This is a genomic window from Prescottella sp. GW823-FHT02E09 (genome assembly GCF_058797375.1).
This window is the reverse complement of sequence record NZ_JBXAJP010000005.1, coordinates 388,448-401,207: the sequence shown is the minus strand read 5'-3', so window position 1 is coordinate 401,207 and position 12,760 is coordinate 388,448. Positions and strand designations below refer to the sequence as shown.

The following is a 12,760-nucleotide window of genomic DNA, read 5'->3' as shown; positions in this document are numbered from 1 at the left end:
GATTCACGCCGGATCGATTTCGTATTCGATTCACTCGCACATCGACCGGGAGAAGCGCATGCCCCTGACCGAGTCACAGCTTTCCGAATTACCCGAAGGCTGGTGCGCCACCGCCCGGCCCAGCGAGGAATGCGACATGTCTCACTCCGGGATCGCAGAGGAACTCGCCGTAGAAGTGCCGGCCGAACATCCGTTGTTCGGGGTGGCGGTCGAGGTCGTGGCGCACGATGTCGCCTTCGACGACATTCTCTGCCAGCACGTGGAGGATCCCGAACGCTTCACCGAGGTGCATCTGACCTGGGCGCGACGAGTGGAGAGCTTCGGGCTGCCCTCGATCGAGTGCGACGGAGGATGGTCCGATTTCCTTCGGCTGCAACAGGCGGTATCCGCCGCGATCGAGTCTGCTGCAGAAGAAGAGCGGCTCGGACTTCGGGAGCCGATGACGGAAGCGGGCACACCGTCCCCGCCGATTGTCGTGCGGGCGCGGGCGCGTGGAGTCGACGCCGAGTAGGGCAGGTTCACGCGCCGCTCGTCGTGCGGCTGTCCGAAGTACCCGCCGCGGACCCGCCTCGTCCGCGGATGACGTCGGCGATCAGCCGCGCGGCGGCGTCGGCCTGGGATTCTGGTAGTCGCGCGTAGCCGCACAGCAATCCGCGGGGGCCCGGTTCTCCGGCACGGTAGGCGTCGAGGCCCCGGACCAGCACCCCGCGTCGGCCGATCTCGTGTGCGAGTCCCGCGTCGTCGACCCCGTCCGGCAAGCGCACCGTGAGGTGCAGTCCCGCTTCGATCCCGGCGAGACCGACGTCCGGGTGATGTCGCTGCAGCGCATCGACGAACGCCTGCCGCCGGGCCGTGTAGGTCCGGGCGGCCCGCGCCAGATGCCTGGTGAGCGAACCGGATTCGACGAATCGAGCGAACGCGTCCGCGGTGACGGCGGACACGGTCTCGCCGCTGATCTCCAGCGCCTCGCGCACCCGTGGTAGGAGCGGCGTCGGCGGAACCATCCAGGCCAGCCGGAGCGACGGTGACACGATCTTGGATGCCGTGCCCAGGTACGCCACCGTGTCGCGGCCGCCGTCGATCGACCGCAGCGCCGGCAGAGCCGCCACGCCGTAACGGAACTCGCCGTCGTAGTCGTCCTCGATGACGAGGCGTCCGGCGTCGGCCGACGAGGCGATCAGGCGAGCGCGGCGGGCGACCGACATGCGTCCACCCATCGGATACTGGTGCGCCGGGGTGCAGTACACGGCCGCGTCCGCGGCGCTCAGACTGTCCGGATCGAGCCCGTCGCCGTCCACCGGCACAGCCCGGACCCGGATTCCCGCCGCTTCGAGGACACGTCGGGCCCGGGTGTAACCGGGATCCTCGAACGCGGTCTGGCGACCGGGGAGATCGGCTGCGGCGACGAGCGTCCGGAGCGCCGAGAGGACGCCGGGGACGACTACGATCTCGTCCACGGACGCGACGATTCCGCGGGTGCGGCGCAGGTGGTCGGACAGCGCAGCCCGAAGTCGAAGGTGGAGGTCCGGGCTCGGAGCCTCGTTCGGAAGGTCTCCGGAAATCGTTGCTCGCCATGATGATCGCCAGTCCCGTTGAGAGACGAGTGTGGTGTCGGGATAGCCGGGGGACAGGTCGAACGTGACGCGCCGCGGCGCCGTAGGGGCGGTCGGCGGCGCGGCATCGGGGGTCGCGACGTGTGGGCGGACACCCGCCCGTGCGGCGGAATCGGCGCCCGCCGCGATTCGGGAACCCGCTCCGGGGCGCGTGACGACGTAGCCCGCTGCGGTCAGTTCGTCGTACGCGTCGACCACCGCCGCGCGTCCGACCCGAAGTTCGGTCGCCAGGGCCCGGGTCGCGGGCAGGTGGTCCCCGGCGTTCAGATGTCCGTCGCGCAGGGCTGTCACTATCGCCGACGCGATCCGGCGACGCAGGGGTTCCCCGTCGTCGGGAAGCCGAAGGTGCAGGTGCAGTGTCGACACGGGCCTGATCCGAGGCATCCCGTGAGGATACTGGTCGACGGAGTCGGTCGATTCCGGATCTGGATACACATCCGGAATGGCGCCACAGTGGCACCATGAGCACCACATACGACCTCGACCGGATCAATCGACTTGCCGAGCGTTCCCGCGCCGACCGTGCCGACCTGGACGCAGTGCTGGACGCGGCGGCCGTCGGAACGCTCGCGACCGTCGTCGACGGGTTCCCGTGGGCCGTGCCCATGCTGTACGCCCGAGCGGGTGACCGGATCCTGCTGCACGGATCGACCGGCGCCGGTGCGCTGCGACACGTCGCGGCCGGCGCGCCCGTCGCATTGTGCGTCACGCTGCTCGACGCGATCGTGGTGGCCGACAACCTCTTCAGCTCCTCGGCGAACTACCGTTCGGCGGTGGTGCGGGGCAACCTCGAGCAGGTTCCCGACGACGTGGCGGCGACAGCCCTCGCCGAACTGTCCGACGCCCTGATCCCCGGGCGCAGCGGAGAGGTGCGGGAATCCACCCGCAAGGAACTCGCGGCGACCCTGACGATCGCCCTGCCGATCGATCCCGGGCAGTGGACGGTCAAGGTCCGAACCGGTCCGCCCAGCGAGGGCGACGCGAACCCCGACGTGTGGGCGGGGGTGGTTCCGATACGAACGGTTGCGGCAGAGCCGGTCCGGGCGCCGTGGGTCCACGGCGACGTGCCGGTGCCCGCGTCCGTGCACGCGCTCACCGCGCGGAACGAGGGGGCGTAAAGATCGCGTCAATGAGCTCGGATGGTCGCGTCAGGAGAGCGTAAGAGGGGCGGCTGCACGGCGGAAACGGGTGCACGCTCCACAGTGAGCGTCGAGATGCGGCGCCCTGATCCATGAGGAAGTCGAAGAGGAACGCCATGGCTGATATGGCCTACGTCGGGTTGATCATCGGTGTGTTCACCGCCTGCGCGCTCGTGCTGCGAGGTCTCCAGGCGCGGGGCACACGGTGACCGTCGCGGGGACGGTCACCGTAGCCGTCGTCGTGATCGCCGCCGCCCTGGTGATCTACCTGCTCATCGCGCTCCTGAACCCCGAGCGGTTCTAGTCTCCGAGAGGTCATACCCACATGAATCCCGCTCTCGCAGCGGGACTGCAGATAGCACTGGTCGTGGCCGTGCTAGCGATTCTGTATGTCCCCGTCGGTGACTACATGGCGAAGGTCTACACCACCGACACAGATCTCCGATCGGGCGATCTGCGCATCGAATCCCTGTTGTACCGGCTCTGCCGGATCAACCCCCGCACCGAACAGACCTGGTACGGCTATGCAGGCAGCCTGCTCGGATTCTCGGCCGCCGGCGTCGTGTTCCTCTACTTCCTGCAGCGCGTGCAGGGAGTGCTGCCGCTCAGCGGCGGGCTGGAAGGTGTGAGCCCGGCCGCTGCCTTCAACACCGCTGCATCGTTCGTCGCGAACACCAACTGGCAGTCGTACGTGCCGGAGTCGACGATGAGCCACCTCACCCAGTCCGCCGGCCTGGCAGTGCAGAACTTCGTCTCCGCGGCCGTCGGTATGGCCGTGGCCGCCGCCCTGATCCGCGGATTCGTGCGCGTCTCGCGGGGTGGTGAGATCGGCAACTTCTGGGTGGACCTCACCCGCGGCTGCCTGCGGATCCTGCTGCCGGTCGCGTTCGTGATCGCGCTGATCCTGTTGAGCCAGGGCGTGATCCAGTCCTTCCGCACCGGATTCGCGTCGACCGGACTCGACGGAAACGGCGTCACCAACGCGCTGGCGCCCGTCGCGTCACAGGAAGCGATCAAGGAACTCGGCACGAACGGCGGCGGCATCCTCGCCGCCAACTCGGCGCACCCGTTCGAGAACCCGACTCCGCTCACCAACATCGTCGAGATCCTCGCGATCCTGCTCATCCCGGTGAGCCTGACGCGCACGTTCGGCACCATGGTCGGTGATCGTCGGCAGGGACTGACGCTGCTCGCTGTGATGTCGACCCTGTACTTCGGACTGCTCGCGGTCACCCTGGCCGCCGAGTCCGGGGCGCGCGGTGTCGCGGCCACCGCGGCCGGTTCGATGATGGAGGGCAAGGAAGTTCGGTTCGGAATCCCGGGATCGGCGCTGTTCGCGGTCACCACGACCGGAACCAGCACGGGCGCTGTGAACTCCGCGCACGACAGTATGTCGCCGCTCGGCGGCGGCGCCGTGCTGCTCAACATGCTGCTCGGTGAGATCGCTCCGGGCGGTGTCGGTACGGGTCTGTACGGCATCCTCGTGCTCGCGCTCATCGCGGTGTTCGTCGGTGGCCTGCTGGTCGGCCGCACGCCCGAGTACCTGGGCAAGAAGCTGGGACAGCGCGAGATCACCCTTGCGGCGTCGTCCGTGCTCGTGATGCCCGCGCTGGTGCTGATCGGTACCGGGATCACAGTGATCCTCGGGTCCACCGTCGGATACCTCGGCAACAGCGGCGATCCCGGCACACCGGGCTCGATCCACGGGTTCACCGAGGTGCTCTACGCGTTCGCGTCGGCGTCGAACAACAACGGCAGCGCCTTCGGCGGCCTCACCGTGACCAGCGACTGGTTCCAGTCGGCCCTCGGTGTGTGCATGCTGCTCGGCCGCTTCCTGCCGATCCTCTTCGTCCTGGCGCTCGCGGGATCGTTGTCCGCGCAGCGCAAGACGCCCGCCGGTGCCGGCACCCTGCCCACGTCCGGCCCCATGTTCACAGGCCTGCTCACCGGCACCGTCGTGCTGGTCGCGGCCCTCACCTTCTTCCCGGCCCTCGCACTCGGGCCGATCTCGGAGGCCCTGCAATGAGTCTGCGGACCGACATGAACCTGACACCGATCGACGTCCTACCCGACGCGCCCGGCGACGACACTGCCCACGGGCACACACCCGTGAAGGCCGGCGTCTTCAGCCCGCGCCAACTGATCACATCGCTCCCCGGCGCGGTACGCAAGCTCGACCCGCGGCACCAGGCCCGCAACCCCGTGATGTTCGTCGTCCTCGTCGGGTCCGTCGTGACCACCGTGATGGCACTAGCGCAGCCCACCGTCTTCTCGTGGCTGATCGCGGCCTGGCTGTGGTTCACCGTGCTGTTCGCGAACCTCGCCGAGTCGGTGGCCGAAGGACGAGGCAAGGCGCAGGCGGCGAGTCTGCGAAAGGTGAAGCAGGACACGATCGCCCGGCGCGTGACCACCTCCGGTGCAACCGAGGAGATCTCGGCCACCGCCCTCTCCATCGGCGACACCGTCGTCGTCGAGGCCGGAGAGATGATCCCCGGCGACGGCGATGTCGTCGAGGGCATCGCCACCGTCGACGAGTCCGCCATCACCGGCGAATCCGCACCCGTCGTGCGTGAATCGGGCGGTGACCGGTGTGCCGTGACCGGTGGCACCACGGTCCTCTCGGACCGGATCGTCGTGCGGATCACGTGTGCACCCGGTCAGTCGTTCGTCGACCGGATGATCGCACTGGTCGAGGGGGCGTCCCGGAAGAAGACGCCCAACGAGATCGCGCTCAACATCCTGCTGGCGTCGCTCACGATCATCTTCCTGCTCGCGGTGGTCGCGATCGGACCGATGGGTCGGTACGCCGGGCAGGAGCAGGATCCGATCAAGCTGATCGCCCTGCTGGTGTGCCTGATTCCGACGACGATCGGCGCCCTGCTCTCCGCGATCGGTATCGCGGGCATGGATCGCCTGGTGCAGCGTAACGTCCTCGCGATGTCGGGCCGGGCGGTCGAGGCGGCCGGGGACATCGACACGCTGCTGATGGACAAGACCGGCACCATCACGTTCGGCAACCGCCGCGCGACGGCGCTGTACCCGGCGCCGGGCCGCTCCGAACTCGAACTGGCCTCGGCCGCACGGCTGTCGAGTCTCGCCGACGGAACTCCCGAGGGACGCAGCATCGTCGACCTGTGTGCCGACCGGTTCGGGCTCGCGACCGAGCCGACGGAGGACGAGCGCGGGGGCGAGTTCGTGCCATTCACCGCCCAGACCCGTATGAGCGGACTGGATCTGGCGACCGCGGCCGGGCCGCAGCAGATCCGCAAGGGCGCCGGTGATGCGGTGCTGGCCTGGGTCGCCGGCTACGGGGCCGTGATCGACCCCGCTGTCAGGGACAGCGTGGAGAAGGTGGCGCTCGGCGGCGGCACACCGCTCGTGGTCGCGGTGGTCGAACGGGGAGCCGCGACGGTTCTCGGTGTGATCGCGTTGACCGACGTGGTCAAGCCGGGCATCGCCGAGCGGTTCGCGGAACTGCGGGCCATGGGCATCCGCACGGTCATGGTGACCGGCGACAATCCGCTCACCGCACGGGCCATCGCGGAGGAGGCCGGCGTCGACGACTTCATGGCGGAGGCCACGCCGGAGGACAAGCTCGAACGGATCCGTGCCGAACAGGAGGGCGGACGCCTGGTCGCGATGACCGGGGACGGCACCAACGACGCCCCGGCCCTCGCCCAGGCCGACGTCGGTGTCGCGATGAACACCGGTACGTCGGCGGCCAAGGAGGCCGGCAACATGGTGGACCTGGACTCGGATCCCACCAAGCTCATCGAGGTCGTCGAGATCGGCAAGCAGTTGCTGATCACCCGCGGCGCCCTGACGACGTTCTCCCTCGCCAACGACCTGGCGAAGTACTTCGCGATCCTGCCCGCGCTGTTCAGCACCATCTACCCGCAGCTCGCGGTGCTCAACATCATGCACCTCGCGAGCCCGCAATCCGCGATCCTGTCGGCGGTGATCTTCAACGCCCTCGTCATCGTCGGCCTGATCCCGCTGGCGCTCAGGGGAGTTCGCTACCGGCCGGCGGCAGCGTCGAAGCTGCTCGGTCGAAACCTGTTGATCTACGGTGTCGGCGGTGTCATCACCCCCTTCATCGGCATCTGGCTGATCGACCTCGTCGTCCGCCTCGTTCCTGGAATCGGGTGATCCTCCAATGCGATTCGGTATCGGTTTTCTCAAGCAGATGTGGGCGGGACTGCTGGTGTTGCTCGCGCTCACCGCGATCCTCGGGGTGCTGTACCCGGCAGCGGTGTGGGGTGTCGGACGGATCAGTTCGGGATCGGCGGAGGGTTCGCCGGTGTCCGACGCGTCGGGCTGCGTCGTGGGCAGTCGCTGGATCGGGGTGGACCCGCAGGTGCCGGCCGGCGAGCCGGATCCGTTCTTCCACAACCGGGTCGTCGGCTCGGTGGCGGACGACGACCCGTTCGCGACCGGTGACCCGGCGGCGGCGCTGCCGAGCAATCAGGGGCCGAGCAGCGAGGTGCTCGCGAGTTTCGTCGAGCAGCGGCGTGCCGCGATCGCCGAGCGCGAGGGTGCGGCACCGCAGGACGTGCCGGTCGACGCGGTGACCGGATCGGGCTCCGGTGTCGATCCGCACATCTCGCCCGAGTATGCGGAACTGCAGGTTCGACGGGTCGCGACGGTGAACGGCCTGAGCGAGGAGCGCGTCCGTGACCTCGTCGCCGAGCACACCGAGGATCGCCAGCTGGGGTTCCTCGGGGCGGAACGGGTGAACGTGCTCGAACTCAACCTCGCGTTGGGAATGACCGCGCCTGGATGCAATGCGGCGTCGTCGGGTGAATGATGGCGTTGTGAGCAGTCCCGAGCAGTCCCGCGCGCGCCGCCGCGGCGAGTTGCGGATCTACCTGGGTGCGGCGCCTGGCGTCGGTAAGACCTACGCGATGCTCGGCGAGGCGCACCGGCGCCGCGAGCGTGGCGGGGACGTGGTCGCGGCCGTGGTGGAGACCCACGGCCGCGCCCGGACCGCCGAGCAACTCGCGGGTCTCGAGATCGTCGAGCCGAAGTACATCGAGTACCGCGGCACCTCGATGCCGGAGTTGGACGTCGAGGCCGTGTTGGCTCGGCGACCGGCGGTGGTCCTGGTGGACGAGCTCGCGCACACCAACACCCCGGGTAGCCGCAACGAGAAGCGTTGGCAGGACGTCTACGAACTGCTCGACGCCGGCATCGATGTGCTCTCGACGCTCAACGTCCAGCATCTCGAGAGCCTCAACGACGTCGTCCAGCAGATCACCGGGGTGGTCCAGCAGGAGACCGTCCCCGATGAGGTGGTCCGCGCTGCCACCCAGGTCGAGCTCGTAGATATCACTCCGGAGGCGTTGCGGCGCAGGCTCTCTCACGGAAATGTCTACGCCGCGGAGAAGGTGGATGCGGCGCTGGGGAACTACTTCCGGCGCGGAAACCTCACGGCCCTGCGGGAACTCGCGCTTCTGTGGGTCGCCGACCAGGTGGATTCGGCGCTCGCGAAGTACCGTGCCGAGAACAAGATCACCGACACGTGGGAGGCGCGCGAGCGGGTGGTGGTCGCGGTCACCGGCGGCCCCGAATCGGAGACCCTCGTCCGGCGGGCGAGCCGCATCGCGAGCAGGGCGAGTGCCGAGCTGATGGTGGTGCACGTCGTGCGCGGCGACGGCATCGAGGGCGTCGCCGCCGCCGAGATGGGCAGAGTGCGCAAGCTGGCGGGCAGTATCGGCGCGAGCCTGCACAGTGTCGTCGGCGACGACGTCCCCACGACGCTGCTCGAGTTCGCCCGCGAGGTCAACGCGACCCAGCTGGTGATCGGGACCTCCCGGCGCTCCCGGTGGGCACGCATCCTCGACGAGGGGATCGGCGCGTCCATCGTCCAGCAGTCCGGGAAGATCGACGTCCACATGGTCACGCACGACGAGGCCGCGACCCGGCACCGGATCTCGATCCTGGGCCGCGGTGATCGGAGGCTGATGTCGTGGCTTGCCGCCGTGGTCGTGCCGTCACTCGCGGCCGTGCTCATGGCCGTGATCGACAAGGTGGCCGGGGTCGGCGGACAGAACGCACTGTTCTTCGTCGTCGTGCTGGCGGTGGCGCTCCTCGGCGGAGTGGGGCCGGCGATCCTGTCGGCCCTCATCTCGGGACTGCTGCTCAACTACTTCTTCACGGCACCGCTCTACAGCTTCACGATCGCGCAGCCTGACAACTTCATCACCACGGTCGTGCTGCTGGTGGTGGCGGTCGCGGTCGCGGTGCTGGTCGACGCCGCCGCCAAGCGCGCCCGGGAGGCGCGTCGGGCGTCGCAGGAGGCCGAGCTGCTGGCACTGTTCGCGGGGTCGGTGCTGCGTGGCGCGGACCTCCCGGCGCTTCTCGAGAAGGTGCGGGAAACCTACGCGCAGACCGGTGTCAGTGTCGTCCGGCGCGGTGAGGGTGTCATCAGCTCGGCGGGTACGTCGCCGCCGAGCACCGTCGACGAGGCCGGTACGGCGTGCGAGGCGGGCGACGGCGAGTACATCCTGCTGCTCGCGGGCGGCGAGCTCGGCGCCCGCGACCGCAAGGTGCTCGGTGCCGTGGCCAATCAGGCCGTGGGACTGATCCGGCAGCGGCAGCTTGCGGAGGAGGCCAGTCGGGCGAACGCGCTCGCCGAGGCCGATCGGTTGCGCCGGTCGCTCCTGTCGGCGGTCAGCCACGACCTGCGCACCCCGCTCGCTGCGGTGAAGGCCGCGGTGTCGAGCCTGCGCAGCGACGACATCGAGTTCTCGCCCGAGGACACCGCCGAACTACTGGCAACCGTCGAGGAGTCGGCGGACCAGCTCACCGCTCTCGTCGGCAACCTGCTCGACTCGTCGCGGCTCGCGGCCGGTGTCGTGAAACCGACGCTGCGACGGGTGTACCTCGAGGAGGTGGTGCACCGAGCTCTCGTCGGTGCGGGGTTCGGCGGGCCCGGCTCGGCGCGGCGCGTACGCGACCAGGTGAAGGTCGAGGTGGGGGATGCAACGGTGATGGCCGACGCCGGACTGCTCGAACGTGTCCTGGCAAACCTCGTCGACAACGCCCTGCGCTATGCGCCGGACGAGCCCGTCCGGATCGGTGCGGCCCGAGCGGGCGACCGGATGACGATCACCGTCGCCGATACGGGGCCCGGCCTGGCGCGCGGCACGGAGGATCAGGTCTTCGACGCCTTCCAGCGGTTGGGGGATCGGGACAACACGATAGGAGTGGGGCTCGGATTGTCGGTGGTCAAAGGATTCGTGGAAGCGATGGGAGGCACCGTCGGCGTGACGGATACGCCCGGCGGCGGACTGACGATGGTCGTCGATCTGGCGGCAGACCCGGTGGACTCGATCGGTGACGGGGGAGGCGTTCGATGACGCGGGTGCTGGTGATCGACGACGAGCCGCAGATCCTGCGTGCGTTGCGGATCAACCTGAGTGTGCGCGGCTACGAGGTCACGACCGCATCGACCGGCGCGGCAGCCCTGCACGCAGCGGCGGAGCGGCACCCGGAGGTGGTGGTGCTCGATCTCGGTCTGCCCGACATGGACGGCATCGAGGTCCTCGCCGGATTGCGGGGTTGGTGCACGGCGCCGGTCATCGTGTTGTCGGCCCGGACCGACTCGTCGGACAAGGTGGAGGCGCTCGACGCCGGCGCCGACGACTACGTGACCAAGCCGTTCGGTATGGACGAGTTCCTCGCGCGCCTGCGGGCCGCGGTCCGGCGCGGTGCAGCCGCCGCGGAGACCAGCGAACCGGTGGTCGTCACCGACTCGTTCACCGTCGACCTCGCGGCCAAGAAGGTCACTCGGGACGGGACCGAAGTGCACCTCACCCCCACCGAGTGGGGGATGCTCGAGATGCTCGTCCGCAACAAGGGCAAGCTCGTGGGGCAGAAGGAGTTGCTGCGCGAGGTGTGGGGTCCGGCCTACGCCACCGAGACGCACTACCTGCGGGTCTACCTCGCCCAGTTGCGGCGCAAACTCGAAGTCGACCCGTCCAAACCGCGGCACCTGCTGACCGAGACCGGGATGGGATATCGCTTCCAGGAGTAGCGCTACCGGTCGGTTTCGGACTGGCGTCGGGGACGGTCGTCCTCCATAGTCCCAGGAGTGGACTCACTTGTGGACGTCGTCACCGACATCAACGACACCTACTGGTATGTCGTCATCGCGCTTCTCGTCGGTCTGGGGCTGTACTTCACCGTTCGCTCCCGATTCGTGCAGGTGCGGTTGCTGCCGGACATGCTGCGGTCGGTGACCGAACCGGCCGAGACGCTGCCTGACGGTCGCAAGGGAATCTCGGCGTTCCGCGCCTTCTCGATCTCCGCGGCGTCCCGCGTGGGGACGGGCAACATTGCCGGCGTCGCGATCGCGATCAGCATCGGTGGGCCGGGCGCGGTCTTCTGGATGTGGGTGATGGCGATCATCGGTGCCGCCAGCGCGTTCATCGAGTCCACGCTCGCCCAGGTCTACAAGGTTCGCGACGAGGACGGCGGATTCCACGGCGGGCCGGCCTACTACATGCTGCACGGGCTGCGCCGCCGGTGGATGGGCGTCATCTTCGCGGTCGTGATCACCGTGACCTACGGCTTCGTCTTCAACGCGGTGCAGACCAACTCGATCGTCGACGCGGTGTCGACGTCGTTCGACTCGGACGCCCGCGGTATCGCGGTCGCCGTCGGACTGGTGGTCGCCGCGCTCACCGCGGCGGTGATCTTCGGCGGGGTCCGCCGGATCTCGTCGGTCTCGCAGGTGGTGGTGCCGGTGGTCGCGGGCGGGTACCTGGTGCTCGCTCTGATCGTGGTGGCGCTCAACATCACCGAGGTGCCCGGCATGTTCCGGCTCATCGTGGAGAACGCGTTCGGCATCAGCGAGGTGGTCAGCGGCGGATTCGCGGCAGCCTTCATGAACGGCATCCGTCGCGGCCTGTTCTCGAACGAGGCGGGCATGGGCTCGGCGCCGAACGCCGGCGCCACTGCGGCGGTGTCGCACCCGGTCAAGCAGGGTCTGGTGCAGAGCCTCGGCGTGTACTTCGACACGCTGCTGGTGTGCACCGCGACGGCGTTCATCATTCTGCTGTCGAATCCCGAGTACGGCACCAAGGCGGGCGCGTCGCTGACCCAGAACGCCCTGAGCGCGCAGCTCGGCGGCTGGACCGTGCACTTCCTCACCGTCGCGATCTTCTTCCTCGCGTTCACCTCGGTGATCGGCAACTACTACTACGGCGAGACCAACATCGAGTTCCTCACCGAGTCGCGGCGTGTGCTCAACGGTTTCCGCGCGCTGGTCGTCGTGTGCGTGTTCGCGGGCGCGATCGGTTCGCTGCCGCTCGTGTGGGCGCTGGCCGATCTCGTCATGGGTGTGATGGCGACCGTCAATCTTGCGGCGCTGCTACCGCTCTCGGGTGTGGCGTTCCTGCTCTTCAAGCACTACAGCAGTCAGCGCGCAGCCGGCAAGGATCCATCCTTCCATCGCGACGATCTGCCCGAGGTCTCGGGCATCCAGGTGTGGGACGAGGCCCCGGCGGATGGCAGGATCTCCACTCATGGCTGAACAGACCCCTGCCCCCGCATCCACCGAACTGTGGGTGGAGCGCACCGGTACCCGCCTCTACACGGGCCGCAGTTCCCGCGGGGCCGAGGTGCGCATCGGATCGGAATCGGTGGACGGAGTCTTCACTCCCGGTGAGCTGCTGAAGATCGCGCTCGCGGCGTGCTCCGGAATGAGCTCCGACTTCCCGCTCTCGCGCCGTCTGGGCGACGACTACGACGCGACCATCCGCGTCTCCGGTGCCGCCGACCGCGAGAACGAGGTGTACCCGCAGCTCGACGAGGTCCTCGAACTCGACCTCAGCGAACTCGACGCCGAGGCGCAGGAACGCCTGATCGCACTCGTCGAGCGCTCGGTCGACAAGGTCTGCACCGTCGGCCGCACGCTCAAGGCGGGTACGAAGGTGACCCTGTCGGTCACGCGGGACTAGGGCCTTCGGGATCACCTGAGCGTCCGGCCCCTGCCCGCTGCGC

At 68.7% G+C, this 12,760-nt stretch carries 11 protein-coding genes; 10 read left to right on the top strand and 1 reads right to left on the bottom strand.

Annotated elements, in window-relative coordinates; translation table 11 throughout:
- Positions 1-58 precede the first annotated feature (58 nt).
- Entirely contained in the window at positions 59-511 is a 453-nt protein-coding gene (locus AC1RIF_RS15395; RefSeq protein WP_492602214.1) for a hypothetical protein, read from the top strand.
- A gap of 7 nt (positions 512-518) precedes the next feature.
- Here AC1RIF_RS15395 and pdxR read toward each other — a convergent pair whose 3' ends face one another.
- Positions 519-1,997: a MocR-like pyridoxine biosynthesis transcription factor PdxR gene (pdxR, locus tag AC1RIF_RS15390; RefSeq protein ID WP_492602213.1), complete on the bottom strand. Its 1,479-nt coding sequence runs from the start codon at positions 1,995-1,997 to the stop codon at positions 519-521.
- A gap of 77 nt (positions 1,998-2,074) precedes the next feature.
- On the opposite strand from pdxR, the gene AC1RIF_RS15385 reads away from it, so the two are divergent.
- From AC1RIF_RS15385 to AC1RIF_RS15345, 9 genes are all read left to right on the top strand, one after another.
- Entirely contained in the window at positions 2,075-2,731 is a 657-nt protein-coding gene (locus AC1RIF_RS15385; protein WP_492602212.1) for a pyridoxamine 5'-phosphate oxidase family protein, read from the top strand.
- 226 nt (positions 2,732-2,957) lie between these two features.
- Positions 2,958-3,056, top strand: coding sequence for a K(+)-transporting ATPase subunit F (gene kdpF, locus AC1RIF_RS15380; RefSeq protein WP_114722480.1), 99 nt, complete (start codon positions 2,958-2,960; stop codon positions 3,054-3,056).
- A gap of 21 nt (positions 3,057-3,077) precedes the next feature.
- Positions 3,078-4,778 (top strand): potassium-transporting ATPase subunit KdpA, encoded by a 1,701-nt coding sequence (gene kdpA, locus AC1RIF_RS15375; RefSeq protein WP_492602211.1) that lies wholly within the window; start codon positions 3,078-3,080, stop codon positions 4,776-4,778.
- A gap of 14 nt (positions 4,779-4,792) precedes the next feature.
- Positions 4,793-6,901 carry a potassium-transporting ATPase subunit KdpB gene (kdpB, locus tag AC1RIF_RS15370; RefSeq protein WP_492602374.1) on the top strand — a complete coding sequence of 703 codons (2,109 nt, stop codon included), beginning with the start codon at positions 4,793-4,795 and terminating at the stop codon, positions 6,899-6,901.
- Positions 6,902-6,908: 7 nt separating this feature from the next.
- Positions 6,909-7,559: a potassium-transporting ATPase subunit C gene (locus tag AC1RIF_RS15365; RefSeq protein WP_492602210.1), complete on the top strand. Its 651-nt coding sequence runs from the start codon at positions 6,909-6,911 to the stop codon at positions 7,557-7,559.
- On the top strand, positions 7,537-10,113 hold the full coding sequence (locus AC1RIF_RS15360; protein WP_492602209.1) for a DUF4118 domain-containing protein: 2,577 nt from the start codon (positions 7,537-7,539) through the stop codon (positions 10,111-10,113). The genes AC1RIF_RS15365 and AC1RIF_RS15360 overlap by 23 nt, the downstream gene beginning before the upstream one ends.
- The gene (locus AC1RIF_RS15355; protein ID WP_492602208.1) at positions 10,110-10,790 is read left to right on the top strand and encodes a response regulator; all 681 of its coding nucleotides are present in this window, start codon (positions 10,110-10,112) and stop codon (positions 10,788-10,790) included. The genes AC1RIF_RS15360 and AC1RIF_RS15355 overlap by 4 nt, the downstream gene beginning before the upstream one ends.
- A 57-nt stretch (positions 10,791-10,847) precedes the next feature.
- Positions 10,848-12,290 carry an alanine/glycine:cation symporter family protein gene (locus AC1RIF_RS15350; RefSeq protein WP_492602207.1) on the top strand — a complete coding sequence of 481 codons (1,443 nt, stop codon included), beginning with the start codon at positions 10,848-10,850 and terminating at the stop codon, positions 12,288-12,290.
- Positions 12,283-12,717 carry an OsmC family protein gene (locus AC1RIF_RS15345; RefSeq protein WP_492602206.1) on the top strand — a complete coding sequence of 145 codons (435 nt, stop codon included), beginning with the start codon at positions 12,283-12,285 and terminating at the stop codon, positions 12,715-12,717. Before AC1RIF_RS15350 ends, AC1RIF_RS15345 begins: the two co-directional genes overlap by 8 nt.
- Positions 12,718-12,760 lie beyond the last annotated feature (43 nt).

Coding starts and splice junctions, on each gene's coding strand:
- pdxR (WP_492602213.1), bottom strand. CDS start 1,997: ATGCCTCGGATCAGGCCCGTGTCGACACTGCACCTGCACCTTCGGCTT.
- AC1RIF_RS15395 (WP_492602214.1), top strand. CDS start 59: ATGCCCCTGACCGAGTCACAGCTTTCCGAATTACCCGAAGGCTGGTGC.
- AC1RIF_RS15365 (WP_492602210.1), top strand. CDS start 6,909: ATGCGATTCGGTATCGGTTTTCTCAAGCAGATGTGGGCGGGACTGCTG.
- AC1RIF_RS15345 (WP_492602206.1), top strand. CDS start 12,283: ATGGCTGAACAGACCCCTGCCCCCGCATCCACCGAACTGTGGGTGGAG.
- kdpB (WP_492602374.1), top strand. CDS start 4,793: ATGAACCTGACACCGATCGACGTCCTACCCGACGCGCCCGGCGACGAC.
- kdpA (WP_492602211.1), top strand. CDS start 3,078: ATGAATCCCGCTCTCGCAGCGGGACTGCAGATAGCACTGGTCGTGGCC.
- AC1RIF_RS15385 (WP_492602212.1), top strand. CDS start 2,075: ATGAGCACCACATACGACCTCGACCGGATCAATCGACTTGCCGAGCGT.
- AC1RIF_RS15355 (WP_492602208.1), top strand. CDS start 10,110: ATGACGCGGGTGCTGGTGATCGACGACGAGCCGCAGATCCTGCGTGCG.
- AC1RIF_RS15360 (WP_492602209.1), top strand. CDS start 7,537: ATGCGGCGTCGTCGGGTGAATGATGGCGTTGTGAGCAGTCCCGAGCAG.